This window comes from Pseudomonas sp. FSL L8-0168 (assembly GCF_037976155.1).
In the GTDB taxonomy this organism is placed as follows: domain Bacteria; phylum Pseudomonadota; class Gammaproteobacteria; order Pseudomonadales; family Pseudomonadaceae; genus Aquipseudomonas; species Aquipseudomonas paracarnis.
Genome location: NZ_CP150262.1, coordinates 2,382,259 through 2,398,322, shown reverse-complemented (window position 1 = coordinate 2,398,322; position 16,064 = coordinate 2,382,259). Strand labels below are relative to the sequence as shown.

10 protein-coding genes are annotated in these 16,064 nt (G+C 60.5%); 5 read left to right on the top strand and 5 right to left on the bottom strand.

The genetic code is table 11. The annotated features are described in order from the left end of the window. Window positions 1-14: 14 nt before the first annotated feature. Both MHH62_RS10455 and MHH62_RS10450 read right to left on the bottom strand, forming a co-directional pair. Window positions 15-782: a siderophore-interacting protein gene (locus tag MHH62_RS10455; protein WP_014717091.1), complete on the bottom strand. Its 768-nt coding sequence runs from the start codon at window positions 780-782 to the stop codon at window positions 15-17. Further along, window positions 779-1,288, bottom strand: a complete 510-nt coding sequence (locus MHH62_RS10450; protein WP_014717092.1) for a PadR family transcriptional regulator — start codon at window positions 1,286-1,288, stop codon at window positions 779-781. Before MHH62_RS10450 ends, MHH62_RS10455 begins: the two co-directional genes overlap by 4 nt. 491 nt (window positions 1,289-1,779) lie before the next feature. Here MHH62_RS10450 and MHH62_RS10445 point away from each other — a divergent pair, with 491 nt between their 5' ends. From MHH62_RS10445 to MHH62_RS10425, 5 genes are all read left to right on the top strand, one after another. Next, entirely contained in the window at window positions 1,780-2,277 is a 498-nt protein-coding gene (locus tag MHH62_RS10445; RefSeq protein WP_172832672.1) for a CS1 type fimbrial major subunit, read from the top strand. Between the two features lie 122 nt (window positions 2,278-2,399). Then, window positions 2,400-4,922 (top strand): CS1-pili formation C-terminal domain-containing protein, encoded by a 2,523-nt coding sequence (locus MHH62_RS10440; protein WP_103451491.1) that lies wholly within the window; start codon window positions 2,400-2,402, stop codon window positions 4,920-4,922. A gap of 156 nt (window positions 4,923-5,078) precedes the next feature. Continuing rightward, complete coding sequence (locus MHH62_RS10435) at window positions 5,079-6,188, top strand: hypothetical protein (protein WP_198833009.1); 1,110 nt, start codon at window positions 5,079-5,081, stop codon at window positions 6,186-6,188. A 69-nt stretch (window positions 6,189-6,257) separates the two neighbouring features. After that, a complete protein-coding gene (locus MHH62_RS10430; RefSeq protein ID WP_014717096.1) occupies window positions 6,258-7,010 on the top strand; it encodes a hypothetical protein in 753 nt (250 codons plus the stop codon). Further along, a complete protein-coding gene (locus tag MHH62_RS10425) occupies window positions 7,007-7,492 on the top strand; it encodes a CS1 type fimbrial major subunit (protein ID WP_014717097.1) in 486 nt (161 codons plus the stop codon). The genes MHH62_RS10430 and MHH62_RS10425 overlap by 4 nt, the downstream gene beginning before the upstream one ends. Before the next feature lie 14 nt (window positions 7,493-7,506). Here MHH62_RS10425 and MHH62_RS10420 read toward each other — a convergent pair whose 3' ends face one another. The 3 genes from MHH62_RS10420 to MHH62_RS10410 form a co-directional block, all read right to left on the bottom strand. Then, on the bottom strand, window positions 7,507-9,927 hold the full coding sequence (locus tag MHH62_RS10420) for an NEL-type E3 ubiquitin ligase domain-containing protein (protein ID WP_339232914.1): 2,421 nt from the start codon (window positions 9,925-9,927) through the stop codon (window positions 7,507-7,509). Continuing rightward, window positions 9,827-12,637: a DUF6543 domain-containing protein gene (locus MHH62_RS10415; protein WP_339232912.1), complete on the bottom strand. Its 2,811-nt coding sequence runs from the start codon at window positions 12,635-12,637 to the stop codon at window positions 9,827-9,829. Before MHH62_RS10415 ends, MHH62_RS10420 begins: the two co-directional genes overlap by 101 nt. A gap of 245 nt (window positions 12,638-12,882) precedes the next feature. Then, window positions 12,883-15,972, bottom strand: a complete 3,090-nt coding sequence (locus MHH62_RS10410; protein WP_339232911.1) for a transglycosylase domain-containing protein — start codon at window positions 15,970-15,972, stop codon at window positions 12,883-12,885. Between the last annotated feature and the right edge of the window lie 92 nt (window positions 15,973-16,064).

Genomic DNA, 16,064 nt, shown 5'->3' with positions numbered 1-16,064 from the left:
CGCTCCCACCTTAATCATTCTTCTTCGCTGCCCTCAGCACGCCAGTAACCCACGGCCTTGAGGTATTCCTCGTTGACCTTGTGCGTATCCAGCAGCACCCGCCGTACCTGGCGCGACAGCTTGGTTTCGGTGGCGACGAAGCTGTACAACGCCCCGCTGGGCAGCGTCAGGTTGCGCACTACATCGAGCAGGTCATCGTGGCCGCGCAGAACCCAGATCACCTCGACTTCGGCTGCGCTGCCGAGCACCTGTTGTTCCGCCGCATCGGCGATTTCAATCACCGCCAGCACCTTGCGCCCGGCCGGTAATTCTTCCAGGCGTCGACCGATGGCGGGCAGGGCGGTTTCATCACCGATCAGCAGGTAGCTGTCGAAGATGTCCGGCACGATCATCGAACCCCTTGGCCCACCGATATACAGATGCTGGCCGACCTGTACCTGCTCGGCCCAGGTGGAGGCAGGGCCATCGCCGTGCAGCACGAAGTCGATGTCCAGCTCGCCGATGTCCAGGTCGTAACGCCGTGGCGTGTAGTCGCGCATGGCGGGTTGCGGGCCGTCGCCCTTGATGGCGAACGTCGGGCTTTCCAGCGCCGCTTGTTCGGCGGCGTTCTGCGGGAACAGCAGTTTGATGTGATCGTCGCTGCCCAGGCTGATGAAACCTGCCAGTTCCGGCCCACCCAAGGTGATACGCCGCATACGCGGGGTGATATCCACCACCCGCAGTACTTGCAGGCGGCGGCGTTTGATGTCGTGGGTCACGCGATGGATGGCTTGTGTGGTCATTGATCTCTCCCGTCGGCAATAGCTTGGGCGGTGCCGTTGAGCAGCGCCGCGACACGAACGATTTCTTCCGGGCTCCAGTGCCCGTGGTGTGAGTGCAAGGCATGGCGCAGGTTGTGCACCGCCTCGTGGATCTCGGGTGGGCGGTCGTGCCCGCGCAGCGAGCGCTTGCTGACATCGATACGCATGCGCACGCCGTCCAGGGCAACGGCTTGCTCGCTTAAGAAGAGACGACCGGCGTCGGTGATTGTGTAGCGCTTTTTTCCGCCATCGGCGTCGCCGCTGATCAACTCGCTCTCTTCAAGAAAGGTCAGGGTGGGGTAGATCACGCCGGGGCTGGGGCTGTAGGCGCCGTCGAACAAGCCTTCGATGCGGCGGATCAGGTCGTAGCCGTGGCAGGGCTGTTCAGCGATGAGGGCTAATAGCAGCAGCTTGAGGTCGCCTGGGGCGAACACCCGGGGGCCACGGCCACCCCGTTTTTCAAATTCGCCGCGATGATCATGCTTCATGTAGGGCTTCTCTGCTCAGGTTTAGATATAACGTAAGATATATCTTATGTCGTTGGTAGCCTATGGCGACCAACGGTCGTGGCAGCGTGAGACGCAGCCGGAAATCGGAATATGTGAATAGACGAATAGCGTCTTTAGAGTTATAACTTTAATTAGAGTTGGCGCTCCAATTCAAGCTAAGTGTCGTGAGTTTTTTATCGAGTGTATGTATGGTGTAGTCCAGTTCTTACAGTTGTTTTCAGGTTATGCTTTTACTGCCGTGTAGCCTGTTTCTTACAGCGGATTTTAAAGTTTGGTCAAAGTGCCATGTTTTTCCCGCGCGCCCTGATTACAAGGGCTACGAGCGTGTGAGAAGAAGCCTGCATACCTGCTTTTAATTTTATTGAATGATTGTTTGGCGTTGTGTGGTTCAACTAACCAGCGGCGTAATTCGTTGTTGAGGTGGTACTTGGCAACGAACCAATCAATGTTAATAAATGCAGGTACTGATCATGTTCAAGAAGTTTGCTGTTGCTGTTCCCCTGGCTGTTTTGGCTTTGTCTTCCTCGGTAACAGCTATCGCTGCAGGTGAAGCCAGTCACACCGTCAACCTCAAGGCAAACATCCCGACCACCGTGTTCCACGCACAACCGCGTGACCCGAACTGGGGCCGTGACGAAACCATGAGCTACAACCTGGTCAGCGGCGAGTTGGCTCCGTTGAGCGCCATCTACGATCTCAAGAACACCAACGGTTCGGTACACGCTTACATCGAAGGTGGCCCGGCTGTGTTGTTCAATGGTGACGTGTCGCAGAACATCCCGCTCACCACCAGCCTCAATGGCGTCACGCTGACCGGCACCCCCCAGGAAGTAGTCAATGAAGCCGACTCCACCCCTGGCGTGGGGGCTGAAATGCGCATCGTCGCGGCCAAACCGTCGGCCACCCAGCGTGGTTCCTACACCGCGGTGATGCCGGTGGTGTTCGACGCGGTATTGCCAACGCCTTGAAACCCATAAGTGCCCGCGACGTACGGGCACCCCTTGTATGACTTGCAGGTCGGCTGATTTTTCCTCCTCGGTCTGCCGACCTGATTTTCATTTTTGGCCCTGGCATTCCGAGTATTCCGTTCATGTTTCCGATGACGCCTATCGCGGCAGCGCTTGCGCTGTTGGTGTGTACGAGTGCCCTGGCAGCGCCCGCCACTTCTGGCGCTGCCACCCCCGGCAGCCTGATTTCTCAGGCCCAAGGCTTGCCCGCAGGGTTTGCCGACCATTTTTTTGATGTGCCGCTGGCGGTGCGTGTGGACCTGGACCAACAACTGCTCGGCGAAGCCTTGATCGTGTTGTCTCAAGACGACCGCGTGACCCTTCTGGAATTTACCGATACCGGTGACAGTAAAGTCCCGGCGGCCACCCGCGACACCTGGCAGGCCGTGCTGGAACAAGGCGTGGCGCTGGGCGCCTGCACCCAGTCCTGCCCGCAAAAAATGATCTCGGCGTACTACAACCTCGAAAGCTCGCAGTTGTCGATCCTGACGCAAAACGTCGAATTGGCAGACGACACCCCGCGTTTCTATGACCAACCGGAAGGCGGCAGCCTGGGGTTGATCATCAATAACCAGCTCAATCTCAATGGCAGCCAGCAAGACAGCCTGGGTGGCCGCTATGGCCTGCAAGCCAGCTCCAGCGTGGGTAACTGGAGCCAGGTGTTCAACCTGCAGTTGGCCCGCCAGAGTGGCGATGAGGCGCAAATGCGTCATGCGATCCACGAGCTGTACACCCAGCGCGAACTGCAAGGGCAGTTTTTCCGCCTGGGCCACTTCACGCCGAATTCCGATGGCCTCACCCGTCAACTGCGCAGCTTCGGCGCCAGCCCCGATACGGCGCTGGGTGTGATGTATGGCAGTTCCGACACGTTGGCGATCAATGACGCCAAGCCCAGCGTGTATCCGATCTACGTCACCGCCAGTCGGCAGGCGGCGGTAGAGATTTATCGCAATGGCTTGTTGATCAACACCCAGTCGGTGACGGCCGGCCTGCAAACCCTGGACACCCGGCCACTGCCGGGCGGCATCTATGAGGTCGAAGTGCGCCTGGTGGAAGATGGTCTCACCACCAGCACCAGCCAGGAACTGGTGTACAAGCCCAGCAACTGGCGCAACGCCGACGACCCGTGGCGCTACAACCTGTTTGCCGGGCGCGAGACCAAGCTGTTCAGCAACTGGGATGAGCAGGCCTCCGGCGCGATCACCGCCGGTGCGTCACTCAACTACCTGGTGCATCCGCGCGTGATCCTCGGCCTGTCCGCTCGCCAGGTGCGCGAGCAACTGCAGTACGGCGGCTCGGTGGATTGGACCGTGGCCGGCAATACCAGCCTCTACGCCAACCTGTATCAAACCCAGGAACATGGCACTGGCATGGACCTGCAAGGGCTTTACAGTTTCGGTGCGACCAACCTGGTGTTCAGCCATAACCGCAGTTGGCTCGACACTCGCGACACTTACGAAACCCTGCCCGACGGTACACGCCTGCGGCGCAACACCTTCGTCGGCCAGGCGAGCAATTCTGCCCTGTCGGTCAACCACCGCCTCGACGCACAGAACACCTTGAACCTGCGGGTTTCCCACAGCCAGGGCAATGTGGAAGGGGCAGGCGTGGACTTGGGCTGGAGCCGCCACGACAAACTGTTCGGCAGTGATGCCAACTGGCGTTTCTCGGTATTCGACCGACCCGGCAGCAGCGGCACCAACGACCAACGCAACCGTGGCGTCGACGTGACCCTGAGCATGAACCTGGGCACAGACGGCCGGCAGATTTCCGGCAGCGTCGGCACCCGCACCGCCCGCGATGGTGGGCGTGACAACAACGCCTCGCTGACGATTCGCCAGGACCTCACCGACCACGTGCTGCAAAGCGTTTCGGCCACAGCCATAACCGACACCTACGGCGTCGGCTTGTCGAGTATGGCCAGCTTCAGTACCGATGCGCTCAGTGGTGACGGCTTTGTGCAGCGCAGCTCCTTCAACGGTGATTTCAGCGGTGGCTTGAACCTCAACAGCACGTTCGTCGCGGGCGCCGGCAAGATGTTGCTGAGCAGCCAGTACCAGGGCAATGGGGCAGGCATGATCATCGATGTGGAAACCGACCTCGACGAAATTGCCCTGCGCGCCGACGACCTGGGCGGCGGCAGCGCCGTGTTGCGGCCAGGACGCAACTATGTGCCGGTCTCGGCCTACAAGAGCAGCAGCGTGAGCTTCGACTTCGAAGGCAATCACCCGCCGGCGGCCAATATCCAGCCCACCCGTTCCAGTTACCACTTGAACAAGGGCGGTGTGGACTACCGCAAGGTCACCGTGATGAAAACCGTCACCGTACTCGGTCGCCTGCTGGACGGGCGAGGCGCGCCGCTCAAGGGGCATCACGTGATCAACCACGCCAGCCGTGGCGTCAGCGAAGTGGACGGGTTTTTCTCCATGGAGATGAGTTCCAGTTCACCGACCCTGCAAGTGCGCTACCAGAACCAGTTGCTCTGCCAGTTCCGCCTCGACCCGAGGCATACGACCAATGAAAACGATGTGTTGATGATCGGTGATCTGCGTTGCACGCCGGACACGCTGGCTGAAGCTAACCACAAGGCCGACACCGCCGGTTGACGGCGGCTTGGATGGAATTCGATGACTTTTATCACTGCAATAAAAACACTGTTGAGGCCGATGCCCCTGGCACTCGCACTCGGTTGTACGAGCTTGACGGCGCAGGCGTTCGTTGAGGACATCACGGCGGTGTTTCGGCCTGATCCGACGAACCCGATGAGTAACAAGTTCAAGAACACCACGGTGCACAGTGGCGTATGTGCTTGGCATATACCGGCGCGATGCGAGGCATTGAATATTTTCAGCATCCGCAACATGGAATTTCGGGCTCAATCGAATGCGCCGATTTCCGCGGGGCATACCGACCCACGACAAGGCGCCTACTTCAAACTGCCATCTGCCTGGCGCGATGTTCAGGTCACCCATACCGCAACCGGCGAAATGGCAACGGTACAAATGCGCATCGCCGGTATGGGGACCCGCTGGAATATTGCCTATCCCCCTGGCGTCAGCGCCTGGGCCTATGGAGGCGTGAGCTGGGACTACTATTGGATAAGTGGTGCGCGGCCCTGCATAGGGCTGGGATATCACGCAGCCTCGACTAATTTTGGCTTGTTTTTCTGGAGTGTTCCCGAAAACGCAGGGGCCTGCAGCATCACGCCGGGATACGATATTCCGTGGTTGACCTACAACTATCTGGAGTATGGCTACGAACTCAGGACGCCGAACCCGTTGACGATGGCCGCCGGCGAATACAAGGGGACGGCGACATACAGCATGGGGCCGGGGGGGGACTTTGACTTCGGTGACGTGATGATTCCCAGCGACAACATCGCCACCTTCAACTTCACCCTGCAAGTCGAGCACATCCTCAAGGTCACGTTGCCACCTGGCGGCAACCGTGTCGAACTGCTCCCCGAAGGCGGCTGGCAAGCCTGGCTCAACCGCGGGCGGCAGCCCTCGCGATTGTCCCGTGACCAGACCTTCAGCATTTTCTCCAGCGGGCGTTTCAAGATGAACCTTGAATGCGGGCTGGCGATCGGCAACACCTGCGGCCTGCGCAACGGCGCGGGCGATGAGGTGCCGTTGCAGGTCGCGGTCAGCTTGCCGTTTGGCCTGCACAACCAGCGCGACGAGCCCGTAAACCGGCAGCCGTTACGCAGGGATGGGGTAGGCACCGAGTTGATCCAGTCCGTGCACTACGTCAACAACCGCCCCGGCACGCTGCACTTTCAAGTCGACAAAGAAGACGTGGGCGACATGCTCAAGGCGCCCGGCAGCACTTATTCAGGCGTAGTCACCGTGATCTGGGATTCGGAAGTCTAGGCGGGTTTTGCCCGCACATCGGCCCGCTGTCGTGGCGGGCCGCGTTCAATCAACAAGGCGTAATCAACTATGAAACATGCAGTGCTATGGGCCGGGCTTTTCCTGATGTCGTTGACGGCGCAGGCGGGGCCGGCAATCAACGTCGGCGTCGTGTACGACTACCTGGAAGGCGACCGCAGCTCCTACCTCAAGCGGGTATTCAACGGCGGCACCAGTACCGCGTTCATCAAGGTCAATGTGCTGGAGATTATCTATAACGCCGACGGTACCTCCCGGGAAGTGCCGGTCGCCTCGATGACCGACGCCAAGGGCAGCACCACCAATCGTGACGGCCTGATGGCCAGCCCGGCGCGCCTGATCGTGCCGGCCGGCGGACGCCAGGGCACTCGTCTGTTGTACATGGGCCAGCGTGACAAGGAGCGTTACTTTCGTGTGCGCTTTATCCCCGTCGTGCCGGAAAAGGAAGATGACTTTGCGGTCACCGACGCAGAGCGCAGCGAATACAAAAAAGACCTGGCAGCCGGGGTCAACGTCATGGCGGGCTATGGCACGGTGTTCTTCGTGCGCCCCAAGGATACCCGCTTCGATACGCAGATCAGCGAGACCGCCAGCCAGTACACCCTGCGCAATGCCGGCAACAGTACGGTCGTGCTCGATGAGTTCCGGGACTGTTCAGTGGCAAAGAAAACCGACTGTGAACCCACCACCAAGCACCACATCCTGCCTGGCCGCCAGCTGGTATTCGAGAAGAAAGTCGAACGCCAATTCAGCTTCCAGTTGGTTGAAGGCCGGGACAAAAAACCGATGAAGGTCACCCGATGATATTTAGACAATTGACGCGACTGGCGGCGCTGATGGTGCCGTTGACCCTGGGCGGGCAAGCGATGGCTTTTCAGGAACGCCAGAGCTTTGATGTGTCGGTGACCATCCCGATCCACGAAGCCTATGTATTGCCTTCCGAACCCGACTGGATGGGGCAGGATCAGTTGCTGGCCTGGGACTTGACGACCTCCCGGCTTGGCCGCCTGCGCAAGCATTTCGACGTCAAGAATCTCAATGGCGGCGTTGCGGCACGCCTGGGAGACGTGCCCTATCTGTTGAGCGGCAATGACCGTATCGATTTGCGCGTGCTGTTCAACCGGGTGCCCCTGACCCTGGACTCGACCCAGGTACTCAGCGCTGACGAAGCGGGCATGGGCCGGCGCGTCGAGCTGGATATTTCGGCGATCGAGCCGCAGGGGGGTTACCAGGGCGGGGCCTACTACGGCACGGTGCATCTGATGTTTGATTTTCTTGCGCCTTGAACGCCAGGGCCGCATCAAGCCCGGTTTTTACGTGCTCCGGCCCGGTTCAGCGCAACACGCGTCAGATCTCGCAGCCACTGATTGTGCCGGTACCCCAGCTCATTGAGTGCTGTGTCGTACTGTGTTGAACTCATAGGGTTGCCGGATAACACGCTGTCTTCGTCCAATCCCAGGGCTTGCGCCAGGCCGCGCAGTTTTACCCGCTGGGCTTGCCGATCAATCTCCGGCAGCGTCTGTGACTGGGCGTATTGCGCTTGCAGTGCCTGTAATTCATCGAGTTGGAGGTACTTCAAGTCGAAGGCTGTGTCATTGTTCCATTTGGCGGTGGGGTTGTGCTGCTCGAGGTAACGCTCCCAACCTTTGTCCAACAGCATCTGGTTCACCAGCCCGTCACCCTCTTCCAACCTGGCTACTGCGGCGGCCACCTTTTCGATCTGCGCGGGGGTTACATCGGCGAGAGTGCGGTAAGTCATATGGGTCGATAGCCACGGCAGGTCCAGCCGGTCTGCCAGGGTGCTGCGATAGGCTAAGTGAATGCCGGCCTCGTCGACCTCGCCATGCTCGCCGTCGATGACCTGCGACCATAGCCGTTGCCCCAGCCCGCCCTGATCTTTGGGTTTGAGGCGGTGGGCGATGTCTTCACCAATGGCTTTGCCCATGTAGGCATCGCGCGCGGCTCCGCGGGCCAGCACCACCAGCCTGGCCTCGAGTTCTGCCGGTGTGGTGCTGGTTCGATAGGCTTCGCTGGCGAGTACTTCGACGCCCAGTTTCTGGAATATCAGCGCGCCGGCGTCGGGGCACAAGCCGGGGTAGCGAGTATCCTTGAACACGCGCTCGCGCAGGTCGCTGTCGGCTTCGACCGCCCTCAGCAGGCGCCATACCCTCTGGCTCAGCTCAGGCCGGTTGTTCTGATAGGCCAGGCGGTCTTCCTCGGCCTGGAACTCGTCCGGCTCTTCGAGCGATTTGATCACCTCAAACAGACCTTGAGAGCCGGGTTCCTTTTCAATCGCGTCCCACAGCTGCCGGTGCTGCTCATGCTCCTCAGGCTTGATGTCACTCAGCCAGGGTGCGCTTTCACCTCTAGGCGCGTAGAAGCGCAGCGGGTCCAGCCCCACGGACTCGCGGTATTCAGCGAGCAAGTCCTGAAAGTCCGAGGTGAGCCTGCTCTGGTCCAGGCGGGTACGGGCAATGATGTCGGCATCATCCGAACCTGGGGCGACATGGGGTAACTGGGTGATCGGGTTCTCGCTCAGGTCCAGTTGGAACCCGCGCGCGCGTGAGCGACCGACGAGCCCGACGGGCCAGTCCTTTATTTGCGTATTGCGCAGGTTCAGCAAGGTCAAGGCCGGCATTTGGCTGATATCCGGTGTTTGCCCCAGTGGGTTGCCGGCCATCTCAAGCTGTTTGAGACGCTTGAGCCGTCCAAGTGTTGCAATGGCGGCATCGTCCAGAACCAGGGCATTTGCTTCCAGATGCAAGCGTCGAAGACGTTTGAGCTTGCCCAGGGTCGCAGGTAACTGGGTGAGCTGGTTGTGACTCAGATCGAGGTCGCGCAGATGCGGGAAATTGTCTAGAAAGGCGGCGTGGCGATCGGAAAAATCACAACCGCGCAGGTCCAGGTCGCTGATGTGGTTCAGTGGCACGTTAAGGGTGGGCAGTTCGTCGGGCATGGGCGTATTGAACAAGTCCAGAGCGATACCGCCGCGGTGTTCGAAGCTTTCGTCCAGATGCACCGTCAGGCCATTGCTCCAGCCATCATAGAGGCGGGTCGCGACTTGCGCCCGGCGTTTGCGGACTTCCGGCTCCAAAAGCGTGCCCGCCCTGGGCGTCGGACCCTTTATGTAGGCGTCGAGCTGATTGAACAACTGCTGTTTTTGCGACTCCATCTGCATCAGCGTTTGCTCGCCTTCGGCTGTGCTCATCGTGATTGATAAGCGTCGAACGCTGTCGTTGCTCATCGCGGGCAGTAACTGTTTGATGCGTTCTTCAATGGTTTTGGGTTGCATGTCATAGCTGTCGACCCGGGACATTTTGCAGGATGCGCCTCCGCCCAGCAGCACCTCGGTTTCGGGAGCGGGCCGCATGCGCAAGGGCGGCTCAGCCAATGCCAGGCGTCGCTCGGCCGGTGCCTGGTTATGTTCGATCACCCACTGCCTGAGCTGTTCACCTTCGCCGACGGTGTAGGGCGGGGCGCGCTGCGGATCCTGCGCCAGGGTCCAGAGCAGGGACTCGTACAGCGTGGTGGCTGGGTTGAGTGGGTTGGCATCGGCGTCGAACACGGTGTAGGTCCCGTCTGCGCTGCGTACCAGTGTGCGGGCCTGCGGCGCGTCGGGTTCACCGACACTGCAGCGCAACGGGCCGGTGGGGCTGTTGTCCCGGATGTCGATGTTCAGATGGCTGAACACGTCGCTGTGCAGGCGCAGGGTATTGAGCACCAACCGTTCGCTGTGCGCCGAGGGTTGCCGGGGGAGGGTAAAGCCCTTCGACAGCGCGGCTGGCCTGATGGTCGAAATCCAACTCCCGTGCCAGGCTTTTGAGGCGCAGGGGCAGGCGCTGTGTGTCGTTCATCACCGTTGTTTCTTCAGGCCAGGCCTGCTTGAGCAACGCGTTCGCACTGCTCAGCGCCAGCTCGGGAAAGTCCTGGCGCAACAGGGCCACGTGTGGGTCGCTGCTGGCTTGGCCCAATTGGTAATGACTTTTGGCGACATGCCCGCCATAGCCCTCTACGTAGTTCGCCAGTTTATTGCGCAGTGCCTGGGCCTGTTGAGCCTGGGGCAAGGTTTCACCCAACAACGTATTGACCTGATGCTCGTCCAGAAAGCCCAGCACGCGCTCGGGCAGCCTGGCAGCCATCACGTCAGCCAGGCTGATGCGCAGGGTATCGGCGGGCGCGGCGTGGGTATCGCCGTATTTGCGCGACTCGCCGCTCAGATCGCTGTTGTGAAACACCTCCAGGGCTTTGCTCGGCGGCCAGCCGGGGAGGTCGGTAACGGCTTGTTCGAACCAGTAGGAATAGGGGGCGAGTGTCTGGCCCGTACGTATTTTCTGGACAGACGCCTGGGCGAAACGGTCTGCGCTAAAGCGTTCGATGCTGTCGGCCAGCAGCGGCGGGGACGGCTGGTTGCGCACATACATGTGGCGCAAATGGTCTGGCTCGCTGCCGCTGATGATACGGATCTGTTCAAGCTGCTCGTTGGTGAGCGCCTGGGTGGCGGGGCTGATGCGGCGCATCAGCGTGTGATCGTCCCAGCTGCGCGGTTGTTCGCCTTCATGTACCCAGGCGCCGTGACCATTGAAGCGCACTTTCGGTTGATAGGCGTGTGGCCGGCGGGGGTGCACGATTCGGTGATGAGGCAACTGCGGGTCCGGTTCTACCTGGTAGTGATGGTCGGCATGGGCCAGCCAGTGTTTCTGGGCATGCTGATACAAACCCTGTGTATCAGCGGCGATGCCTTGGGGCAGGCTGATGGTCTGCTGGTAAGGCGAAAGATCGGGGTTCCACAAGCGCTTTTCACCGCCATCCAGCGTCACCGGGTGCAGGCCCTCGACGAAGGGCGACAGCTTGAGGGTGACAGCCTGGCCGACAGTACCGGCCCCCGCCCAAATGCCTAGTTGCACCACCGTTTCCACCACGTCCATGACATGCCCGATGGCTTCCAGTCCGTTGCCTTGCGCCCAGTCAACAATACCTTCGAACACATCGCTGGCCACCTGGTAGGCGGTGTAGGCGAGCATCAACTCCCCCAGGAACGGCACGAAGGGGGTGACCACCAGGAGCGCCGCATTGAAAATATCCGAGAGAATTTTGCCCAGGTTATCCCACCAGGCCCAGCGCGCCATCAAGTCGGCGTAAGCGGTGCTGATCGCCACGTCCCGGGTATCGTTGACAATTTTATTGACGTTGACCCGGTACAGGTAGTGCCACAGCGTGTCAGGCTCCGAATGCCCGGAAGGCGCTCGGTTCTCGTGGTCGTCAAAAATGTTTTGCACGCTGAAGTGCAACCGCGGCGTGTCCACCGCGATGGTTTGCCAACTGGGGCCACTATCGGTGCGCTTCTTTTCGTGCCACTGCACCTTGAACAGGCGGCTTTGCAGCTCGGCAAAAAAATGCCCGCGTTGTTTATGGTCGACAAATCGACTGAAAAACTGCCGGTAGGTGGTCTTTGCAGGCGCTTGGCCGTGGGCATCCAGGGTGGCGGTGCTGTCGCGCAGTTGGCGCGTCAACTCATTCATGAATTCAATCGGCGAGGGGTACTCCTTCAACGGATGCTCCGGGTCTTCAGGAACATAGGCAATCAGGCGTTCGATGTGTTTGTCGCTGCCCTGTGGCGCGGCAATCAGCACGATACCGCTGAGCCGGGCATCCAGCAGGCTGAGGTTGTAGTACTCCACCGGTATGCCGTCCAACGCTGGGTCGGGCTTGTCCTCGACAATATCGAACAGCAGACGTCGGGCGTCCTCCTGGATATGCTGCTGCGACCAGGCGATGCAGGCGGCGTTTTTCAGCGTGGCCTTGTCGCAGGCAATCACTTTGCGCCGTAGCGTATCGGCCTGGACTTGATTGCCGAAGCCAAGGGTGCGCAATAACCGTGTCTGGTATTGGCGGCCTATATCCAGGGTGCGGCACAGATTTTTGAATACTTGCGCGGTCAGGGGCTGGCCGCTGGTATTGGAGGTGAACGTCAGGAGGGGCTGCTGGCCACGGGCGTCGGGCTTGGACAAAAACCCATAGTCGGCAAACTGCTCGCTGGCGGAAAAGTTATGCAGAGCGGCATCCAGTAGTGTCACGGTCCGGCTGGTTACGCCTTTGCGAACGCCAATGACCCACCAGCTTTTTTCGGCGGGGGCATACAGGCGAATGAACGTGTTTTTTACATCAATGTCGCCGTATTCACGCAAGGCCTTTTTGAGCAGAGGCTCTGCGAATGAGTACACGTCCTTGATGTATTTGAAGTGTTCATCCAAGGCATTCCTGGCGGTCCACTGCTCGGCCATGGCCTCTGTGGAAACCGTATTTGCGCGCGTGTCGAGCGAGTTGAGTCGGGTGTAGACAAAAGGGCTTGCGGCTTTCAGTGCGCGAGCGCGTGTCAGCGTGGTCGCGCTGAGCCAATCTGGAATGGAGCGCTGGATAACATCAAAGTGCATACCCTTCTGGGCATGGCTCGCAGCGTGTGGGGAGGGGCGTTCGAAGAACATGGTTGTGTTGCCTTGAGATGAGTAGTGGGGGGGGTCAACCCGATCTACACTAATCACCCTCATGAAACGTTCAGGCATACATAAACACTACTTGGCCCCTCCCTGGAAAAATCAAACGCAGGGCTCGAAAAATGGGCGTTTTGGATCAATAAGCCAGGAGCAAGCAACAACGGATTACCACTCTGGCGCGGCGCTCATCGAGGCAGGCATGTGCTCTGACTCTCACCTTGCAGATAAGGCATCAATATCGGGGCCATGCCTTTAAGCACTTGTACCGGCAACGCCGAGGTGAACTTGAAGCCCTGCGCCGAGCTGCCCGGTACGAACGCAGTGAGTGTGCCGAAGTGGCGCTCGCCGATGTAGAACACGAAAGTGGCGGTGCGGTTGATCGCCTTGGAACTGATGATGCGTCCGCCCGGACCGATCGCTTCGATGCGGTTGTCGCCGGTTCCGGTCTTGCCGCCCATGGCCAGTGGTGTGCCGTCGGCCTGTTTGAAACTGCCGGCGACGCGTTTTGCAGTGCCGGCGTCCACCACTTGGGATAACGCGCCGCGCAAGGCCGTGGCAACTTCGGAGGGCATGACACGATGCGCCCGGTCGGGGTCGTTGATCACGCGGGTGTCGTACGGTGTACCGGCGGCAAAGTGCAGGCTGTCGATGCGCAGTACCGGGATGCGCACGCCATCGTTGAGGATGATGCCCATCAACTCGGCCAGTGCGGCAGGGCGGTCGCCGGAGCTGCCGATGGCGGTCGCCAGGGACGGCACCAGATGGTCGAAGGGGTAGCCTACGTCCTTCCAGCGTTGATGAATCTCCAGGAACGCTTCGATCTCCAGCATGGTGCGGATACGGCTGTCACGTGCGCTCTGGTGGCGGCTCTTGAACAGCCAGCTGTACACCTCCTGGCGCTCGAACTGGCTGGCCTTGACGACTTCGCTGAACGTCGCCTCCGGGTGGTTGATCAGGTAGCCCAGCAACCACAGGTCCAGGGGATGCACCTTGGCAATATAGCCCTGGTCGGGCAGGTCGTAGGCGCCGGGGCCGTAGCTGTCATAGAGTGCATCGAGGCGCTTGTCGGTCAGCGTCTGCTCGCCCTTGGTGCCGGCCAGGCGCGCGCGCACGAAGCTGTTGAAGCTGTCGCGGCTGGCCTCCGGCAGCAGATAACGGTGGACCGCGGCCAGGCGGATCGCCGTGGGATGCAGGCTGTCGAGGAAGGTTTCCAGGCGCGCCTGGGTGTCTTTCTTCTGGTATTTCTTCCAGAACTTGAGCAGGAACGTGGTGCCTTCGCGGTCGGCGAATTGCGCCAGGTATTCCTGACGGCGCGGCTCGTTGTCGTCCTTGAGCAATTGCGCGCTGTTGTTGGCACTGGTGTAGGTGGTGTAGCGCACCAGATCGCGCATCAGGCGGATAAAGGGCAGGTTGATCGATTCACGCAGGGCGTCGCGCAGGGTCGGGTTGCGGCCATTGTCTTCGTTGCGAAAGTTATGGAAGCGGTGCAGGCCACCACCGGTGAAAAAGCTCTCGCCCGGGCTTGCCGAATAGGTGCGGTCAAGCGCAGCGTCGAGCATGTCGGCCAGGGATTTGCGGGGGTTTTGTAGCAGGTAATCGACGGCCCAACGGCTGATGCGGTCCTGCTCCGCAACCTCGATTTTTTTCAGTGCCGCAGGTGTTGCGGCGCCGTAGCGCTCATGCAGTTCGGCGACGATTTGCAGGTAAGTGGTGAGCACCCGCAGCTTGGCGGTGGAGCCCAGTTCCAGTTTGCTGCCGTTGTTGATGTCGAAGGGTTGGTCCGTGTTGTCGGTCTGCACCCGTACCCGTGCGCCATCATCGGTGCGCTCGAACAAGGTGAAGCTGTAGCGTACCTGCGGGGTACTCGCCGGGGTGAGCAAGCGCTCGCCGAGTAACCCGACTTCGGCGGCATAGTCAGGGGCGGCAAGGCGTTTGAGGTAGGCGGTGACTCGCTCTTGCAACTGGCCCTGCAAAGTACTGGTGGCCGACAGGTCCAGGCGGTCCAGGTCGTACAGTGGGCGGTCGAGCAGGGCGGCCAGGCGGCTGCGCGCGACGCTGATACCTTTGTTGGTCTCGACTTTCTGCAGGGTTGGCTGCTGCTGCCAATCACGGTAGCTGACCTTGCTTGCCAGCGCCGCCGTCACCCACTCGGCCGGCACCACACCATTTTGCGCCAGCAACCGTAAGTGGCTGTCGGTCAGTTGCACCAGGTCGTCACGGCCCTTGGTCAAGTAATAGGAGGGGCGGCGCTGGGCGATGATCAGCGAGAGCACTTGGCGCAACGCCAGGCCGCGCGCTGCGAGGCTGGCCGGGGTTTGTGCGGTGTCGTTCAAGGCCCGGTTGACCTGGGCAAAGTCGGCGCCGTACCACACCCGCAACCCCTCGGCGATGCCATGCACTTCGCCGTGCCCAGGGACCGCCGACAGGGGCACGCTGTTGAGGTAGTCGCGCACTACGTTTTGCCGTGCGGTGAGGGTGTCGGGCCCGTGCTGGTAGGCGCGTACGCTGGCGCACAGCATCTGGCGGATCTTTTCGCTGCCCGACAGGGTCAAGCCGTCCGGGGAGTGACGGTACTTCTCCAATTGCGTCGCCAGGGTGCTGCCGCCCGCCGATTGCCCTGGCAGGTGCAACTGACGGGCGACTTGCGACCAGGCAGCCTTGGCAAAGCGCGGCCAGTCCACGGCGGGGTTCGCCTGGGGCGGGTCAGGGTCGAGCAATTGGCGGTTTTCAATGAACAGCAGGCTGTGGACCATCAGCGCTGGCACCTCGTTGAAGTGCTTATACAGCTGAGGCGGATAGTTGAATTGATAAAGCGGTGCGGCGCGGCAGTCGGTGATGGTCAATCCGGCTTGCAGCTTTTCGGCATAGGGAATGAACAGGCCATGGCGGCTGTAGTCCATCAGCGCGTCGGAAAAGCGCGCCTGGGATTCGATCAGATAGTTGCGCTTGAGCAGGCGCGGCAGGAACTCACCCAGGGCGCTGTAGCCCAGGCGCCGATCGAACGGACCGTCGCCGGGGTACACCATGGCATCGCTGGCGCCGGGGGCCACCGTGTAGGTCAGTTGGGCCGCCCACTGGCTGAATGTGCGGGCTTGCCAGTGGGCCGTGTGCATTTCACGGGTGGCGGCAAACCCCAGGGCGATCAGGGCCATTAACAGAATCATCCAGTACAGCCGGCGCCACGACTGGGCGGGTTTGAGTTTTTTTGCCAGCGGCGTGGCTGACGGGCTGTCAGCTTGCGCCTGGTGTGAGTCGGTTTGCCACAGTGCGCCCATAGTCGATTGACCATTCTTATAGATTGATCGGACTTGTCTGAAGCGTAGACGCTGATTGACTGCACTACGAAGTTTGTAGGGCGCTAAAGATC

Coding starts and splice junctions, on each gene's coding strand:
- MHH62_RS10430 (WP_014717096.1), top strand. CDS start 6,258: ATGAAACATGCAGTGCTATGGGCCGGGCTTTTCCTGATGTCGTTGACG.
- MHH62_RS10440 (WP_103451491.1), top strand. CDS start 2,400: ATGTTTCCGATGACGCCTATCGCGGCAGCGCTTGCGCTGTTGGTGTGT.
- MHH62_RS10410 (WP_339232911.1), bottom strand. CDS start 15,972: ATGGGCGCACTGTGGCAAACCGACTCACACCAGGCGCAAGCTGACAGC.
- MHH62_RS10445 (WP_172832672.1), top strand. CDS start 1,780: ATGTTCAAGAAGTTTGCTGTTGCTGTTCCCCTGGCTGTTTTGGCTTTG.
- MHH62_RS10435 (WP_198833009.1), top strand. CDS start 5,079: ATGAGTAACAAGTTCAAGAACACCACGGTGCACAGTGGCGTATGTGCT.
- MHH62_RS10415 (WP_339232912.1), bottom strand. CDS start 12,637: ATGCACTTTGATGTTATCCAGCGCTCCATTCCAGATTGGCTCAGCGCG.
- MHH62_RS10425 (WP_014717097.1), top strand. CDS start 7,007: ATGATATTTAGACAATTGACGCGACTGGCGGCGCTGATGGTGCCGTTG.
- MHH62_RS10450 (WP_014717092.1), bottom strand. CDS start 1,288: ATGAAGCATGATCATCGCGGCGAATTTGAAAAACGGGGTGGCCGTGGC.
- MHH62_RS10455 (WP_014717091.1), bottom strand. CDS start 782: ATGACCACACAAGCCATCCATCGCGTGACCCACGACATCAAACGCCGC.